Source organism: Streptomyces sp. NPDC031111, assembly GCF_055570675.1.
The window spans coordinates 1-16,024 of the sequence record NZ_JBVIGS010000001.1; the positions used below are offsets into that span (position 1 = coordinate 1).

The window sequence follows — 16,024 nt, forward strand, 5'->3', positions numbered from 1 at the left end:
GTTGATAGGCCGGATATGGAAGCACGGTAACGTGTGGAGTTGACCGGTACTAATAGGCCGAGGGCTTGTCCTCAGTTGCTCGCGTCCACTGTGTTGGTTCTGAAACCACGAACAATCCGCCCGTTCAGGGCGCCGGTTGTTGTTTCATAGTGTTTCGGTGGTCATAGCGTAGGGGAAACGCCCGGTTACATTCCGAACCCGGAAGCTAAGCCTTACAGCGCCGATGGTACTGCAGGGGGGACCCTGTGGGAGAGTAGGACGCCGCCGAACAAATATTGCAGAAAACCCCGCACCGTTCCGGTGCGGGGTTTTCTGCGTTTAGGGACGGCCGGGGAACTACAGGCGCCCCGCCGACTTGAGGGCCAGATATGCGTCCGCGAGCGCCGGCGCCAGTTCCTCGGGGATCGCGTCCACCACCGTGACGCCATGGCGGCGGAGCTGTTCCGCCGTGCGGTCCCGTTCCGCATGGGCCTGTGCCGCTGCCGCCGCCTCGTACACCGCGTCCGCGTTTCCGCGTGCCCTGGCCATCCCGGCGATGTGTGGGTCCGCCACCGATGCGAGGAGGACCGTGTGGCGTTGGGTCAGCTGGGGCAGGACAGGGAGCAGGCCCTCCTCGATGGGTGCCGCGTCGAGCGTCGTGAGCAGCACGATCAGGGACCGGCGGGGCGCCGTACGGAGTACCGTCGCCGCCAGCCCACGGGCGTCGGTCTCGACGAGCTCGGGTTCGAGCGTGGCCATGGCGTTGACGAGCGACGGGAGGACGTCGCCCGCCGTGCGGCCCTGGACAAGGGCGCGCAGACGGCGGTCGTGGGCCAGGAGGTCGACGCGGTCGCCCGCCCGGGAGGCGAGGGCCGCCAGGAGCAGGGCCGCGTCCATGGAGGCGTCCAGACGGGGAGCGTCGCCGACGCGGCCCGCCGAGGTGCGACCGGTGTCGAGAACCAGCAGGATGTGGCGGTCCCGTTCGGGACGCCAGGTGCGTACCGCGACGGCGGACTGGCGGGCGGTGGCGCGCCAGTCGATGGATCGGGTGTCGTCGCCCGGGACGTATTCGCGCAGGCTGTCGAACTCTGTTCCCTCGCCCCGGGTCAGCACGCTGGTGCGGCCGTCCAGTTCGCGCAGGCGGGCCAGCTTGGAGGGCAGGTGCTTGCGGCTGGTGAAGGGCGGGAGGACACGTACGGTCCACGGGACCTTGTGGGTGCCCTGGCGGGTGAATAGGCCCAGGGGTCCGTAGGAGCGGATGGTGACCCGGTCGGCCTGGCGGTCGCCGCGGCGGGTGGGACGCAGGCGGGTCGTGACGCGTCGGCGTTCGCCCGGAGGGATCGACAGGCGGTGACGGGAGGCCGTCGTCTCCGTGCCGGGCTGCCAGCTGCTGGGAGGCCAGGCGTCGCGGATACGTGCGCGCAGCGGGCGGCGGGACGTGTTGGTGATCGTCAATGTGACGTCGGCGGTGTCGCCCAGGCGTACGGAGGTGTCGCCGGAGCGGGTCAGGGCGAGGTGGCGTACGGGGGCGGCCAGGGCGAAGTCGCAGGCGCAGGCCACCGCCAGTGGGGCGTTGACGGCGAGGATGCCCGTCCAGCCGGGTTCCAAGATGCCGACGGGGAGGGAGCCGAGGGCCGCGAGCAGCGCGGCGCGTCCGGTGGGTGCCATCAGCGGGGGACGGGGACGTGGGCGAGGATCGCGTTGATGACCGAGTCGGCGGTCACGCCTTCCATCTCGGCCTCCGGGCGGAGCTGGATGCGGTGGCGGAGCGTGGGCAGCGCGAGAGCCTTCACGTCGTCGGGGATGACGTAGTCGCGGCCGGTGAGCCAGGCCCACGCGCGGGCCGTGGCCAGGAGCGCGGTGGCGCCTCGGGGGGAGACGCCGAGGGTGAGCGATGGCGACTCGCGGGTGGCGCGGCAGATGTCGACGACGTAGGCGGTGATCTCGGGGGAGATCGTCGTTCCGGCGACCGCGCGGCGGGCGGCTTCCAGGTCGGCGGCGTTCGCGACGGGGCGTACGCCGGCGGCGCGCAGGTCGCGAGGGTTGAAGCCCTCGGCGTGGCGGGTGAGGACGTCGATCTCGTCCTGGCGGGAGGGGAGGGGGATGGTGAGCTTGAGGAGGAAGCGGTCGAGCTGTGCCTCGGGGAGGGGGTAGGTGCCCTCGTACTCGACCGGGTTCTGGGTCGCGGCGACCAGGAAGGGGTCGGGGAGGGGGCGTGGGGTGCCGTCGACCGTGACCTGGCGCTCCTCCATGGCCTCGAGCAGGGAGGACTGGGTCTTCGGGGGAGTGCGGTTGATCTCGTCCGCGAGGAGGAGGTTGGTGAAGACCGGGCCGGGCTGGAAGGAGAACTCGGCGGTGCGGGCGTCGTAGACCAGGGAGCCGGTGACGTCGCTGGGCATCAGGTCGGGGGTGAACTGGACGCGCTTGGTGTCGAGTTCGAGGGTCGCGGCGAGGGCACGGACGAGGAGGGTCTTGGCGACGCCGGGGACGCCTTCGAGGAGGACGTGGCCGCGGCAGAGCAAGGCGACGACGAGGCCGGTCACCGCGGGGTCCTGGCCGACCACGGCCTTGGCGATCTCGGCACGCAGGGCTTCCAGGGAGGCCCGGGCGGCGGCCGGGTCCCCGGTGTGCGCGGCGTTGTCAGTGGTCGGGTCCATCATGGACGGCGTACCTCTCTTTCGAGGGCGTCGAGTCGGTCGGCGAGCTGGATGAGTGCTGCGTCGTCGCCCGGGGGCGGGCCGAAGAGGAGGGTGTGCAGGGTCTGTCCGTCGCCCTGGAGGTGGGCGGACAGCGCGGGGAGCAGGGCCTCGGGCGCGTGCGCCTGGGAGACGGGGATGCCTACGAGGGGGGCGAGGCGCGTGCGCGTGGTGGAGCGAAGAGCGGTGGCCGCGCGGTCCCGGGCGTTCGCCTTGCGGTAGAGGCGGGCGCGGCCTTCGACGGTTTCGGAGGCGCGGATCGCCACGGGGAGTTTTTCGGGCACCAGGGGGCCGAGTCGGCGTGCCCGCCACAGGGCGGCCAGGGCTGCCGCGACGAAGAGTTGCAGGGTGCCCCAGAGCCAGCCGGAGGGGAGCAGGTCGAAGAAGTCGCGCTCGCCCTCCTCGGTGGCGGCGGAGGCGTCGGCGAGCGAGGGGAGGTACCAGACCAGATGGGGGCGGGACCCGAGGAGTTGGAGGGCGAGGGAGGCGTTGCCGTGCTCGTCGAGGCGGTCGTTGAGGAGGATGTCGGGCGCGCCGAGGAGGACGGTGTCGCCGTCGCCGGAGGGGGCCGGGATGCGCAGCAGGGTGGCGAGGCGCTCGCTGCGGTAGCACTCGTCGGCGGTGAGATGGGTGGTGGTGTAGCGGATGCCGCCCGTGTCGGCGGTGCCTGCGCGGCGGGCGGCGGGCAGGTCGCAGTCGGGGGAGAGGGTGGAGTCGAAGCTGGTGGCGGGGTCGGCGGTGACGCCGGGGGCGAGCCGCTCCACGGACGGGCTGCCGGCGGAGACCAGGACGGTGCGGCCGCCGGAGCCGGCGGTGGCGGAGTGCAGCCGGGACTGCTGAGGCGGGGTCAGGAGGTCGGGGACGGCGACGAGGAGGGTCGTGTCGGGGCCGGCCGCGGCGGTGGCCTCGTCGAGGGTGGTGACCACGCGTGTGTCCACGCCGCGGTCGGCGAGGAGCTCGGCGACGGCGCGGCTGCCGTAGGGGTCGGCGGAGCGCGGGTCGAGTTCGCCGTGCCGGGCGTCGGAGCGGACCACGGCGATGGCGATGGCGGCCGCGATCAGCAGCACCAGTGCGAGGGCCACGCCTCGCGCGCGGGTCCACACCTGGCGGGCGGTGGGCGAGGCCGAGGTGGACGGGAGCGTGACCTCGGTCGTCATCCGGTGGCTCCCCGGTGGGCGTCGGTGTCGGTGCTGGTGCCGCTGTTGGCGAGCTGTGGTCTGGTGCGCTCCAGGTCGCGGTCGAGTTCGGCGAGCTGCCGGTACGACTGCTCCGTGGCGGCCCGGCCGCCGTATGTCACGTCGTCGAAGACGCGGGCGGCGGTGTGCAGTCGGCCGGTGTGGTCGGGCAGGGCGCGGCCGGCTTCCGCGGCGGCCTCGTCGGCGGTGCGACCGGGGCGGATGTCGAGCAGGGCGCGTTCCTCCAGGGCGCGGACGACGGCCCGCATGCGTTCCTGGACGGCCTGGTTCCAGTGGCCCTGGGCGGCGTGTGCCTCGGCGGCCGAGCGGTGTTCGGCGGCGCTGCGGGGGCGGTCGTCGAACAGGGCGGGTGCCGAGGTGGGCGCCCGGCGCGGGGTGCCCAGGCGCCACCACAGGGCGCCCAGGACGGCGATCACGGCCGCGATGATGACGATCAGGCCGAGTGTGCCGCCGGGTGCCGCGGTGGAGGCGGCGCCGAACAGTTCGTCGACCCATTCCCAGAAGGCGTCGAGGGCCCGCTGGAACCAGCTGGGGTCGTTCTCGTGGTACATGCGCTTGGACAGCTCGCGCCGGGCCGCCTCCCGCGCGGGGTCGCGCGGGAGGGTGACGGGCGGCTCGTCGTCGCCGCGCAGCAGCCGGCGTACGGCAGTGTCGGCGGCCGCGGGCAGCGCCTGTACGGATGTGAGAACTCCCCCCGTGGTCACCCCATCAGCTCCCCGGGGTGCTGCCGGTGCCGTGGCCCTGGACGCCGGCGGCGCGGGCCAGTTCGAGGTCGAGGGCCTCGCGGCGGATGCGCTGGTCGACGTAGAGGAGCACGGTGACGCCGGCCGTGATCGGGAACGTGATCATGGCGCCGATGACCGAGCCGATGCCGCTGATGATGAGGAACGTCCAGCCGATGTCGCCGCCGGCGCTGTTGAGGAAGCCGGAGACGCCGTCCCCGCCGACGGCCGCGGCGAGGAAGGTGAACGGGATGACGATGATCGACGCGACGACGTTCGCGATGATCGTCGCGAGGAGCTGGATGCCGAAGACCCGCCACCAGGAGCCGCGCACCAGTTTGGCGGAGCGGCTCATCGCCTTCACGATGCCCTGCTTCTCCAGCATCAGCGTGGGCGACGCCAGCGAGAAGCGGATCATGAGCCAGAGGGCGACCACGCCGGCGCCGATCAGGCCCAGGACGGTGAGGGCGATGCCGACCTCGCCGCCCGCCGCCAGGGCCACCAGGAAGCCGGGCAGCGCGCCGACGGTGATGATGCCGGCGGTGATGAGCAGCAGCAGGCAGATCAGGCCGAACAGCTTGACGATCTGGGGGCGGGCGTCGCGCCAGGCCTCACCGGTGGTGACCGACCTGCCGAGTACGGCGCGGCTGGTGACGGTCGTGAGCAGGGCGGTGGCGGCGACGGTGCCGACCAGGGTGACCAGGAAGACCACGCCGGAGTTGAGCAGGGCGTCGCCCATGGCGTCGGTCAGTTCGCCGAGGGTGGCGCTGGGGTCGTTGAGGGCCTCGGTGCTGGAGTTGTCCAGGACGAGGCCCTGGAGCAGCACGACGACGATCTCGGTGAGGACGGCGACGGTCAGCGAGATGCCGAGGACCGTGCGCCAGTAGGTGCGCATGGTGGAGACGGCGCCGTCGAGGATCTCGCCCACGCCGAGCGGGCGGAGCGGGATGACGCCGGGCTTGGCCGCGGGCGGGGGACCGCCCCAGCCGCCGCCCCATCCGCTTCCCCAGGCGCCGTGCCCGCCGGGGCCTCCGTGACCGCCGCCGTAGCCGCCGGGTCCGCCGGGGGGCGGGGCGCCCCAGCCGGGACCGGGTGGCGGGGGCGGGGCGGACTGGCCGGGGTCCGTGGGGCCGGGCCGGCCGGTGGGGGCGGACCACTGGGCGGGCGGTGGCTGTTCCTTCGACCACTTCACGCCGGGGTCCGGCTGCTGGGGCTGGTCGGCGGGCTCGGCAGGTTGGGGCGTGCCCGGTTCCTGCCCTTCGGACGGGGCGGATCCGGGCGAGGCCCAGCCCGGAGTGTCTTTCATCGTCGCTCCTTCACGGTGCCCGTCCGCGGTCGCGGCGGCAGCTTGGCAGCCATCGTGCCATGGGGTGGTCATCGGGGGACCTGCCGAGGTGAGGGCTGCTTACCTTCAATTGTCCGCGCGAAAGGGGGCAGACTGGCCGCATGGCTGATCAGTACGCGGACAGCGGCGGCATCAAGCGGCCGACCGAGATCCCGGCACTCCGCTGGGAAGAGCCACCCGAAGGCCCCGTCCTGGTCCTCCTCGACCAGACCAGGCTTCCGGCCGAGGAGGTCGAACTCGTCTGTACGGATGCGCCCGCGCTGGTGGAGGCGATCCGCTCGCTCGCCGTGCGCGGCGCTCCCCTGCTGGGCCTCGCGGGGGCGTACGGTGTCGCGCTCGCCGCCGTACGGGGCTACGACGTGGACGACGCGGCGGCGGCGCTGGAGAGCGCGCGGCCGACCGCGGTGAACCTCGCCGTCGGTGTGCGCCGGGCGCAGGCCGCCCATCAGGCCGTGCTCGCCCGCACCGGGGATCCCAGGCAGGCGGCCGGGGCGGCGCTGGCCGCGGCGCGGCAGCTGCACCGGGAGGACGCCGAGGCCAGTGCCCGGATGGCGGAGCACGGGCTGGCGCTGCTGGACGAGCTGCTGCCCGCCGGCGGGCACCGGGTGCTCACGCACTGCAACACCGGTTCGCTGGTGTCGGGCGGTGAGGGGACGGCGTTCGCGGTGGCGCTGGCGGCGCACCGGGCGGGGCGGCTGCGGCGCCTGTGGGTGGACGAAACGCGTCCGTTGCTGCAAGGTGCTCGCCTGACGGCATACGAGGCGGCCCGCAGCGGCATGGCGTACACCCTGCTCACCGACAACGCGGCGGGTTCGCTGTTCGCGGCGGGCGAGGTGGACGCGGTGCTGATCGGGGCGGACCGCATCGCGGCCGACGGATCGGTGGCGAACAAGGTGGGAAGCTATCCGCTCGCGGTGCTCGCGCGGTACCACCATGTGCCGTTCATCGTGGTGGCACCGGTGACGACTGTGGATCCGGAGACACCGGACGGGGCGTCCATCGAGGTCGAGCAGCGCCCCGGTCATGAGGTGACCGAGGTCACGGCACCGCAGGTGCCGGTGGCCGGAATGGAAGCGGGAGGGGGGATTCCGGTGGCACCCCTGGGGACCCAGGCGTACAACCCGGCGTTCGATGTGACGCCGCCGGAGCTGGTGACGGCGATCGTCACCGAAGAAGGTGCCGTTTCGCCCGTGACCGCCGAGGCTCTGGCCACGCTGTGTGCCAGGTCACGCCAGGTAACGATTAGCTAATGGGATGATGTCGTTTATGAAGGGACGAGTCCTTGTCGTCGACGACGACAGCGCACTGGCCGAGATGCTCGGCATCGTGCTGCGCGGTGAAGGTTTTGAGCCGTCTTTCGTAGCCGACGGCGACAAGGCGCTGGCCGCTTTCCGCGAGGCCAAGCCCGATCTGGTGCTCCTGGACCTGATGCTGCCCGGCCGGGACGGTATCGAGGTGTGCCGCCTGATCAGGGCGGAGTCCGGGGTGCCGATCGTGATGCTCACGGCGAAGAGCGACACCGTGGATGTCGTGGTGGGCCTGGAGTCCGGGGCCGACGACTACATCGTGAAGCCGTTCAAGCCGAAGGAGCTGGTGGCCCGTATCCGGGCGCGGCTGCGCCGGTCGGAGGAGCCGGCGCCGGAGCAGCTCGCCATCGGTGACCTGGTGATCGACGTGGCCGGGCACTCCGTGAAGCGGGACGGGCAGTCCATCGCGCTGACGCCGCTGGAGTTCGACCTGCTGGTCGCGCTGGCCCGCAAGCCGTGGCAGGTGTTCACGCGCGAGGTGCTGCTGGAGCAGGTCTGGGGCTACCGCCACGCGGCGGACACCCGTCTGGTGAACGTGCATGTGCAGCGGCTGCGCTCCAAGGTCGAGAAGGACCCGGAGAAGCCGGAGATCGTGGTGACCGTCCGTGGTGTCGGATACAAGGCAGGACCGAGCTGACATGTCCGGTGACAGTGCCGCTTCGGCGCCCGGCCGATCCGGGGGCCGTCCGGGGCGGCCTGTCGGCCGGAAGAGGCCCGGCTCCCGTTGGGGACGCCTGTTCGAGGGCGGCTTGCTCGAGGGCGGGGTCCAGGGCAGTCCGGTCATCCGGCTGTTCATGCGCTGGGTGCGCCGGCCGCTGCTGCCCGTCATGCGGCTGTGGCGGCGCAACATCCAGCTCAAGGTCGTCGTCACGACGCTGCTGATGTCGCTGGGCGTGGTCCTGCTGCTGGGCTTCGTCGTCATCGGCCAGGTGCGCAACGGTCTGCTGGACGCCAAGGTGAAGGCGTCGCAGAGCCAGGCCACCGGCGGTTTCGCGGTGGCCAAGCAGCAGGCCGAGGAGGCCGTGAGCGTCACGGGCGACGACGTCACCGCGGTGGACGGCAGTCGCTCGCAGAGCGTGATCCAGTGGATGAGCGACCTCGTGGAGTCGCTCTCCAGCGGTGGTCAGGGCGCCTTCGACGTGGTGACCCTGCCCGCGGCCGACGAGAGCGGCAGCGGGCGCGGACCGCGTGCCTCCGGTGAGGTCAACCCGACGGCGAGTGTGCCGGCGGCGCTGCGGGAGCGGATCGACACCAGTACGGCGGCGGCCCAGAGCTACACGCGCATCGTCTACGACACCAACAAGGACTCCCAGCCCGGCCTGGTCATCGGCCAGCAGGTCAACGACCCCAACGGCGACCCGTACCAGCTGTACTACCTCTTCCCGCTCACCCAGGAGGAGAAGTCGCTGAGCCTGGTCAAGGGCACTCTGGCGACCGCCGGGCTGTTCGTCGTCGTGCTCCTCGGGGCGATCGCGTGGCTCGTGGTGCGCCAGGTCGTCACGCCGGTGCGGATGGCGGCGGGGATCGCCGAGCGGCTGTCCGCCGGGCGGCTCCAGGAACGGATGAAGGTCACCGGCGAGGACGACATCGCGCGGCTCGGCGAGGCGTTCAACAAGATGGCGCAGAACCTCCAGCTGAAGATCAACCAGCTGGAGGACCTGTCGCGGATGCAGCGCCGGTTCGTGTCGGACGTGTCGCACGAGCTGCGGACGCCGCTGACGACCGTGCGGATGGCCGCGGACGTCATCCACGAGGCGCGGGAGGACTTCGATCCGGTGACCGCGCGGTCGGCCGAACTGCTCGCCGACCAGCTGGACCGGTTCGAGTCGCTGCTCGCGGACCTGCTGGAGATCAGCCGGTTCGACGCGGGCGCGGCGGCGCTGGAGGCGGAGCCGATAGACCTGCGGGACGTGGTCCGGCGCGTGGTCAGCGGTGCGGAGCCGCTCGCCGAGCGAAAGGGCACGCGGATCAAGGTCGTCGGCGACCAGCAGCCCGTCGTCGCCGAGGCGGACGCGCGGCGCGTGGAGCGCGTGCTGCGCAACCTGGTCGTCAACGCGGTGGAGCACGGTGAGGGCAAGGACGTCGTCGTGAAGCTGGCCGCGGCCGGCGGGGCCGTGGCGGTCGCGGTGCGCGACTACGGCGTCGGGCTCAAGCCCGGTGAGGCGACCCGGGTCTTCAGCCGCTTCTGGCGGGCCGACCCGGCACGCGCGCGCACCACCGGCGGTACGGGGCTGGGGCTGTCCATCGCCCTGGAGGACGCGCGGCTGCACGGCGGCTGGCTCCAGGCGTGGGGCGAGCCGGGCGGCGGCTCGCAGTTCCGGCTGACGCTGCCCAGGACCGCCGACGAGCCGCTGAGGGGGTCTCCGATACCCCTGGAGCCCAAGGACTCGCGGCGCAACCGCGGACTCGACGACGCCGGTCTGCCGCGCGGCGGCGGGGACGGCGAGAAGCGGGCCACGGTGCCGGCGCAGGAGACGGGCGCCGACGGGCCGGCGCGGGGGGCCAGGGATCCGTTCGCGCTGCCGACGACGACCGCGACCCCGACGGCCGACCCCACGGCACTGCCCGGCAACGGCGCGCGCGTGGTGGCACGCCCCGGCCCGCAGGCGCGGACCGGGAGTACGAGGATGACGCCCGGGGCGCCGACGAGGGCCGCGGGCGACGGTGACGCGGGCTCCGCGCGGAGGGCGGACGGGGCCTCGGAGGCTTCGGGCGACGGGGGCACGAAGGCGGAGCGGCGGGCCGGGACGGACGGTGCCGACGGAGAAGGACCCGAGAGCCGGGGTACGGCGCGGGACGCGGACAGGGACGGGGAGGCTTCGCGTGGGCGGCGGTGAGCGCGGCCGGGGGGTGTCGGTGCGGACGGTGGCGTACGCCGTCGGCGGGGTCGTCCTGCTGGCCGGGTGCGCCTCGATGCCCGACAGCGGGGATCTGCGGGGCGTCGAGTCCACGCCGCGGCAGGACACACAGGTGCGGGTGTTCGCGATGCCGCCCAGTGAGGACGCCAGCCCCACCCAGATCGTGCAGGGTTTCCTGGAGGCGCTGACCAGCGACGACCCGGACTACAAGACCGCGCGCCAGTATCTGACCGCCGAGGCGGCGAAGACCTGGCAGCCGGAGCTGTCCACCACCGTGCTGTCGGACGGGCCGGGCGCCCAGGCCGACCGCCCGGACCGGGAGGACACCGGCTCCCTGTCCTACACACTGACCGGGACCAAGGTCGCCACGGTCGACGCGCAGCAGTCGTACGCGCCCGCCTCCGGGCCCTACAGCAAGCTGGTGCATCTCACCAAGGACGCCAAGACCGAGCAGTGGCGCATCGACGCGGTGCCGCAGGGCGTGGTCATGGGCAAGTCGGACTTCCAGCGCAACTACATGTCCGTCAACAAGTACTACTTCGCCTTGAACGGGGCGGGGTCCCCGCCGATGACGGTCGCCGACCCCGTCTATGTGCGCAGCCATGTGGACCCCACGACCCAGATGGTGCGCTCCCTCATCGGCGGGCCCACGACCTGGCTGGACCCCGCCGTCCGGACCAGTTTCCCCGCGGGGACGGCGTTGCGGAAGGACGGTCCGCTGACCCCGGACGACCGGGGCAGGCTGATCGTGCCGCTCAACGACAAGGCGGCCGAGGCCGGTGCCGGCCGCTGCGAGGAGATGGCCGCCCAGCTGCTGTTCACGCTGCGCACGCTGAGCCCGGCGGTCGAGGAGGTGGAGGTGCGGGCCGGTGGCGGGCAGCTGTGCTCGCTCAGCCGGGAGGGCGCCGAGACCGTGGCCACCCGGGGCGCGCTGAACCCGCCCGACTCCCTGTACTTCGTCGACGACAAACACCGGCTCGTGCGGATCACCGCCGGCACCAACGACACCGATCCCGACCCGGTGCCCGGAGCGCTGGGCGAGGGCGAGACGGCGCTCCGGTCGGTCGCGGTCGCGCGGGACGAGCGCACCGCTGCCGGGGTCGGCTTCGACGGCAAGTCGCTGTTCGTCGCCCCGCTGGTGTCGGGCAGCTCCCTCGGGGAGCCCGTGCTGCGCAGCACGGGCGACGCGGAGCAGGACAGGCTGACCACGCCCAGCTGGGACGCGCAGGGCGGACTGTGGGTGGCCGACCGGGACCCCGACGCCCCGCGGCTGTACCTCCTGGAGGAGGAGGGCAAGGGCGAGCCGGTCCAGGTGCGCACGCCGGGTCTGGACGGCCGCGTCCAGGCGGTACGGGTGGCCGCGGACGGGGTGCGGATCGCGCTCGTCGTGGAGAAGGGCGACCGGCGTTCCCTGCTGGTCGGGCGGATCGAACGGGGGACGGGCGAGCAGCCGGAGGTCACCGTGCGGGACCTGCGTTCCGCGACGCCCGAACTGGAGCAGGTCACGGCCATGTCCTGGGCCGGGGACAGCCGGCTCGTGGTGGTCGGACGCGAGGAGGGCGGTGTGGAGCAGATGAAGTACGTCGAGGTCGACGGCTCCACGCCGGACGTGCCGCCGCCGGCCGCGCTGACCGGCGTCAAGGCCGTCACGGGGTCCGAGGACGAACAGGCGCCGCTGGTGGCGTACTCCGTGGACGGGATCGTGCGGCTGCCCTCGGGGGCCCAGTGGCAGAAGGTGACTCAGGGGACCGCGCCGGTCTATCCGGGGTGAGCGGGAGCGCCTGCCGCCTCCGTCCCCCGAGTTATCCACAGGGGTGGCCGGGTGCGGCATGCGTTGGCACAGTGGGCCCATGCGGGATTGGTGGCAGGACCTCACCGACCTGGTGCTCCCGGCCGAGTGCGGCGGCTGTGGCAGACCTCGTGCGGTGCTCTGCGCCCGGTGCCGTACGGCCTTGAGCGGGGCCGAGCCGTGCCGGGTGCGTCCGCTGCCCGAGCCGGCCGGGCTGCCGTCGGTGCACGCGGCGGCGCGGTACGCGGACGAGGTGCGCGCCACGCTGCTGGCCCACAAGGAGCGCGGTGCCCTCGCCCTCTCCCGGCCGCTCGGGGAGGCCCTGGCGGGTGCGGTGCGGGCGGCGCTGCGAGCGGCGGCCCGGACACCGGGCGGGGGCGGCGGTGGGCCGTTCGGCGACCGGCGCCCGGTGCTGCTCGTCCCGGTGCCGTCCGCGCGGCGGGCCGTGCGGGCGCGCGGGCACGACCCGGCGCGGCGGATCGCGTACGCGGCGGCGGGTGAGCTGCGGCGGGCCGGGGTACCCGTCCGGGTACTTCCCGCGCTGCGGCAGCGACGGGAGGTGGCCGACCAGTCGGGGCTCAACTCCCGGCAGCGGCTGGACAATCTCGCGGGCGCGCTGACGGTGGCCCCGGGCTGCGGCCGGCTGCTCCCGGCGGGGCGGGTCGTGCTGGTCGACGACCTGATGACGACCGGGGCGTCGCTGGCCGAGGCGGCACGCGCGGTACGGGGCCGGCCGTGGGCCGCGGTGCCGGATCAGGGCGCCGAATCGAGTATTTCGGGGCCCGCGTTCGTGTACTGGGGTGAGACATGGGAAAGGAGAGGAGAACAACGGAACGGACCGGCTCGGGAGAGGGCGGGCCGACGGTCCGGCCGGCCGTCGGGGACGGCGGATGCGGGCGGGACCGTGGATGTGATGTGCGCGGCCGTCGTCGCGGCACCTCCGAACGCTTTCGAATTAAACCGGAACTGACTGAGAACGTACGTCGTTGCAGGTAATGAGAGGGCCTATTCATCAGAATGGAGGTACGGCGCGGTAGAGGGTGACGACATCCGTCCGGGCGAGATATGTTCGGTTGTGAGGGAAAGCCGCAGGCCACACCTCTCGAATCCGATTGCCGTGCTGCGGGTTTTTTCGCAATCACCCGCGCCGGTGGAGTGGAGATCCCGCCCATGGGGGAGGAGGTGGACGTCACCGAGTCCGAGGTTCCGGACGACACCGGAACCTGGTGCAAAAGGGAGACGCTCCGCACCGAGGCGGAGTGATCCGGGAACGGAGTTCTGCGTGGACATCGTCGTCAAGGGCCGCAAGACCGAGGTGCCCGAGCGGTTCCGGAAGCACGTGGCCGAGAAGCTGAACCTGGAGAAGATCCAGAAGCTCGATGGCAAGGTGATCAGCCTCGACGTCGAGGTGTCCAAGGAGCCCAACCCCCGACAGGCCGACCGCAGTGACCGGGTGGAGATCACCCTCCGCTCCCGCGGTCCGGTGATCCGGGCGGAGGCAGCGGCGAGCGACCCGTACGCGGCGCTCGACCTGGCAGCGGAAAAGCTGGACGCCCGGCTGCGCAAGCAGCACGACAAGCGTTTCTCGCGGCGCGGTGCGCGCAGGATCTCGGCCGCCGAGGTCCCCGACCACGTCCCGGGTGCGGCGACCCTCAACGGGACCGGCGCGAGCACCGTCACGGAGGAGCCGGAAGCCGTCCCCACCAAGAAGATCGGCTCGCTGGAGGTACAGGGTGACGGACCCCTGGTCGTCCGCGAGAAGACCCACGTGGCAGCGCCCATGACGCTCAACCAGGCTCTCTACGAGATGGAGCTGGTCGGGCACGACTTCTACCTGTTCGTCGATTCCGAGACCAAGGAACCCAGTGTCGTCTACCGGCGGCACGCCTACGACTACGGCGTGATCCACCTCAGCACGGACACGATGGTCACCCAGACGCAGTCCCCCGAGGCGGGCGGGACGCTCGGCGGCTGACCCGCCGCGTGACGACCGATCCGGTGCCCCTGGTGCGCGTGTGCGCCCCCAGGGGCACCGGTGTGCGACCACTGGGCGCACACACCGGCACCCCGGTGTCGGCGGGGCATGGAATCATGGCAGCAGCGGCTCAACCGGTGGGCCGTTGCCTTGGGTTGGCGATGGTCAGGACCACAGGCCACAGCCTTCAGGGGGAGGAACGATGGCGGACAGCTTCGGACCGATGCATGAGGAGGATGCCGACGACGGCGTCGTCGGCATGGGCCCGGACGTGGACACTCCACGCAAGGAGCCGATCAGAGTCCTTGTGGTGGACGACCACGCGCTGTTCCGCCGCGGACTCGAGATCGTGCTCGCGGCCGAGGAGGACATCCAGGTCGTCGGCGAGGCGGGGGACGGCGCCGAGGCCGTGGAGAAGGCGGCCGACCTGCTGCCCGACATCGTCCTGATGGACGTGCGGATGCCCAAGCGGGGCGGGATCGAGGCGTGCACCTCCATCAAGGAGGTCGCCCCCAGCGCGAAGATCATCATGCTGACGATCAGCGACGAGGAAGCCGATCTCTACGACGCCATCAAGGCGGGCGCGACCGGTTATCTCCTCAAGGAGATCTCCACGGACGAGGTGGCCACCGCCATTCGCGCCGTGGCCGACGGGCAGTCGCAGATCAGTCCGTCCATGGCGTCGAAACTGCTCACCGAGTTCAAGTCGATGATTCAGCGCACCGACGAGCGCCGGCTCGTGCCCGCGCCCCGGCTGACGGACCGTGAACTCGAAGTCCTCAAGCTCGTGGCCACGGGGATGAACAACCGCGACATCGCCAAGGAACTCTTCATCTCCGAGAACACCGTGAAGAACCATGTGCGCAACATCCTGGAGAAGCTTCAGCTGCACTCCAGGATGGAGGCGGTGGTCTACGCGATGCGGGAGAAGATCCTCGAGATCCGCTGACGCTCCTTTCGGAAGCGGGGTCAGGCGAGGATCCGGGCGAGTTCCAGCGTGAGTGCCTCGCGCAGCTCGGGTGTGTCGGCCCGCTCCACGCGCACATCGGTGCAGTCCACCCAGCCCGCCGCCTCCACCAGGGCCTGAGCCACGGCGGGGACCGCCTTCCGGCCGTCCAGCGTGACCTGCTTGGCCACCAGCGTGCGCCCCTCGCGGGCCGGGTCGACGCGGCCGACGAGCCGGCCGCCCGCGAGGACGGGCATCGCGAAGTAGCCGTACACCCGCTTCGGCTTGGGGACGTAGGCCTCCAGGCGGTGGGTGAAGCCGAATATCCGCTCCGTGCGGGCCCGTTCCCAGACCAGGGAGTCGAACGGGGACAGCAGCGTCGTACGGTGCCGGCCGCGCGGCGGTGCCGCCAGGGCCTCCGGGTCGGCCCAGGCCGGCTTGGACCAGCCCTGCACCGTGACCGGGACCAGGCCCGAGCCGTCGATGACCGCGTCGACCTGCTCGCCCTTGAGGCGGTGGTAGTCGGCGATGTCCGCGCGGGTGCCCACGCCGAGCGACCGGCCGGCCAGGCGGACCAGGCGGCGCAGGCACTCGGTGTCGTCCAGCTCGTCGTGCAGCAGCTCCGCGGGGATCGCCCGCTCGGCGAGGTCGTAGACCCGCTTCCAGCCGCGGCGCTCGACACACACCACCTCGCCGTACATCAGCGCGCGCTCGACGGCGACCTTGGTGCCGGACCAGTCCCACCACTCACTGGTGCGCTTGGCGCCGCCCAACTCGGTGGCCGTGAGGGGGCCTTCGGCGCGGAGCTGTTTGATCACCTGGTCGTACACACCGTCGGGCAGCTGGTGGTTCCAGTGCGGGCGGGCGCGATAGGCGCGGCGGCGGAAGGCGAAGTGGGGCCACTCCTCGACCGGGAGGATGCACGCGGCGTGCGACCAGTACTCGAACGCGTGCGGCGGCTGGGAGTCCTTCTTCCAGTACGCCTCCTCGACGGTCCGGCGGCCCACGGCGCCCAGGCGGGCGTACGGGATGAGCTCGTGGGAGCGGGCGAGGACGGAGATGGTGTCGAGCTGCACCGCGCCGAGATGGCGGAGGACGCCCCGGACACCCGAACGGCGGTCGGGGGCGCCGAGGAAGCCCTGGGCCCGCAGGGCGATACGACGGGCCTCGTCTGCCGAGAGCTCCGTGGCCGGACGCGGAAGGGTCGTCAT

General features: G+C 72.3%; 13 protein-coding genes and 1 rRNA gene. 8 read left to right on the forward strand and 6 right to left on the reverse strand.

Going from position 1 to position 16,024, the window contains the following annotated elements; translation table 11 throughout:
• Positions 1 to 153: 153 nt before the first annotated feature.
• Positions 154 to 270: ribosomal RNA gene (gene rrf, locus ACZ470_RS00005) — 5S ribosomal RNA — on the forward strand.
• Between the two features lie 66 nt (positions 271 to 336).
• Here rrf and ACZ470_RS00010 read toward each other — a convergent pair.
• Genes ACZ470_RS00010 through ACZ470_RS00030 form a run of 5 tightly spaced genes read right to left on the reverse strand, consistent with a single transcriptional unit; the run spans position 337 to position 5,899 of the window.
• Positions 337 to 1,647, reverse strand: a complete 1,311-nt coding sequence (locus ACZ470_RS00010) for a DUF58 domain-containing protein (RefSeq protein ID WP_468422871.1) — start codon at positions 1,645 to 1,647, stop codon at positions 337 to 339.
• Positions 1,647 to 2,636, reverse strand: coding sequence for an AAA family ATPase (locus tag ACZ470_RS00015; RefSeq protein ID WP_468424016.1), 990 nt, complete (start codon positions 2,634 to 2,636; stop codon positions 1,647 to 1,649). Before ACZ470_RS00015 ends, ACZ470_RS00010 begins: the two co-directional genes overlap by 1 nt.
• Complete coding sequence (locus tag ACZ470_RS00020; RefSeq protein WP_468422873.1) at positions 2,636 to 3,832, reverse strand: DUF4350 domain-containing protein; 1,197 nt, start codon at positions 3,830 to 3,832, stop codon at positions 2,636 to 2,638. Before ACZ470_RS00020 ends, ACZ470_RS00015 begins: the two co-directional genes overlap by 1 nt.
• Entirely contained in the window at positions 3,829 to 4,539 is a 711-nt protein-coding gene (locus ACZ470_RS00025; RefSeq protein WP_468424017.1) for a DUF4129 domain-containing protein, read from the reverse strand. The genes ACZ470_RS00020 and ACZ470_RS00025 overlap by 4 nt, the downstream gene beginning before the upstream one ends.
• A gap of 40 nt (positions 4,540 to 4,579) precedes the next feature.
• Positions 4,580 to 5,899, reverse strand: coding sequence for a DUF7847 domain-containing protein (locus tag ACZ470_RS00030; protein WP_468422875.1), 1,320 nt, complete (start codon positions 5,897 to 5,899; stop codon positions 4,580 to 4,582).
• A gap of 140 nt (positions 5,900 to 6,039) precedes the next feature.
• Between ACZ470_RS00030 and mtnA the strand changes: the two genes are divergently transcribed.
• The 7 genes from mtnA to ACZ470_RS00065 all read left to right on the forward strand — a co-directional run bounded on the left by mtnA (position 6,040) and on the right by ACZ470_RS00065 (position 14,816).
• Positions 6,040 to 7,188, forward strand: a complete 1,149-nt coding sequence (gene mtnA / locus ACZ470_RS00035) for an S-methyl-5-thioribose-1-phosphate isomerase (RefSeq protein ID WP_468422877.1) — start codon at positions 6,040 to 6,042, stop codon at positions 7,186 to 7,188.
• A 4-nt stretch (positions 7,189 to 7,192) separates the two neighbouring features.
• Entirely contained in the window at positions 7,193 to 7,882 is a 690-nt protein-coding gene (gene mtrA / locus ACZ470_RS00040) for a two-component system response regulator MtrA (protein WP_004930665.1), read from the forward strand.
• A gap of 1 nt (position 7,883) precedes the next feature.
• Complete coding sequence (gene mtrB / locus ACZ470_RS00045; RefSeq protein ID WP_468422878.1) at positions 7,884 to 10,082, forward strand: MtrAB system histidine kinase MtrB; 2,199 nt, start codon at positions 7,884 to 7,886, stop codon at positions 10,080 to 10,082.
• The gene (locus tag ACZ470_RS00050; RefSeq protein WP_468422880.1) at positions 10,069 to 11,874 is read left to right on the forward strand and encodes an LpqB family beta-propeller domain-containing protein; all 1,806 of its coding nucleotides are present in this window, start codon (positions 10,069 to 10,071) and stop codon (positions 11,872 to 11,874) included. Before mtrB ends, ACZ470_RS00050 begins: the two co-directional genes overlap by 14 nt.
• A gap of 79 nt (positions 11,875 to 11,953) precedes the next feature.
• A complete protein-coding gene (locus ACZ470_RS00055) occupies positions 11,954 to 12,862 on the forward strand; it encodes a ComF family protein (RefSeq protein ID WP_468422881.1) in 909 nt (302 codons plus the stop codon).
• A gap of 312 nt (positions 12,863 to 13,174) precedes the next feature.
• The gene (gene hpf / locus ACZ470_RS00060; RefSeq protein WP_468422883.1) at positions 13,175 to 13,867 is read left to right on the forward strand and encodes a ribosome hibernation-promoting factor, HPF/YfiA family; all 693 of its coding nucleotides are present in this window, start codon (positions 13,175 to 13,177) and stop codon (positions 13,865 to 13,867) included.
• Positions 13,868 to 14,069: 202 nt separating this feature from the next.
• Positions 14,070 to 14,816 (forward strand): response regulator, encoded by a 747-nt coding sequence (locus ACZ470_RS00065; RefSeq protein WP_468422885.1) that lies wholly within the window; start codon positions 14,070 to 14,072, stop codon positions 14,814 to 14,816.
• A 20-nt stretch (positions 14,817 to 14,836) separates the two neighbouring features.
• On the opposite strand, the gene ACZ470_RS00070 is transcribed toward ACZ470_RS00065, so the two are convergent.
• The gene (locus ACZ470_RS00070; protein WP_468422887.1) at positions 14,837 to 16,024 is read right to left on the reverse strand and encodes a winged helix-turn-helix domain-containing protein; all 1,188 of its coding nucleotides are present in this window, start codon (positions 16,022 to 16,024) and stop codon (positions 14,837 to 14,839) included.

Coding starts and splice junctions, on each gene's coding strand:
- ACZ470_RS00020 (WP_468422873.1), bottom strand. CDS start 3,832: ATGACGACCGAGGTCACGCTCCCGTCCACCTCGGCCTCGCCCACCGCC.
- mtnA (WP_468422877.1), top strand. CDS start 6,040: ATGGCTGATCAGTACGCGGACAGCGGCGGCATCAAGCGGCCGACCGAG.
- mtrB (WP_468422878.1), top strand. CDS start 7,884: ATGTCCGGTGACAGTGCCGCTTCGGCGCCCGGCCGATCCGGGGGCCGT.
- ACZ470_RS00055 (WP_468422881.1), top strand. CDS start 11,954: ATGCGGGATTGGTGGCAGGACCTCACCGACCTGGTGCTCCCGGCCGAG.
- mtrA (WP_004930665.1), top strand. CDS start 7,193: ATGATGTCGTTTATGAAGGGACGAGTCCTTGTCGTCGACGACGACAGC.
- ACZ470_RS00015 (WP_468424016.1), bottom strand. CDS start 2,636: ATGGACCCGACCACTGACAACGCCGCGCACACCGGGGACCCGGCCGCC.
- ACZ470_RS00065 (WP_468422885.1), top strand. CDS start 14,070: ATGGCGGACAGCTTCGGACCGATGCATGAGGAGGATGCCGACGACGGC.
- ACZ470_RS00030 (WP_468422875.1), bottom strand. CDS start 5,899: ATGAAAGACACTCCGGGCTGGGCCTCGCCCGGATCCGCCCCGTCCGAA.
- ACZ470_RS00010 (WP_468422871.1), bottom strand. CDS start 1,647: ATGGCACCCACCGGACGCGCCGCGCTGCTCGCGGCCCTCGGCTCCCTC.
- ACZ470_RS00070 (WP_468422887.1), bottom strand. CDS start 16,024: ATGACGACCCTTCCGCGTCCGGCCACGGAGCTCTCGGCAGACGAGGCC.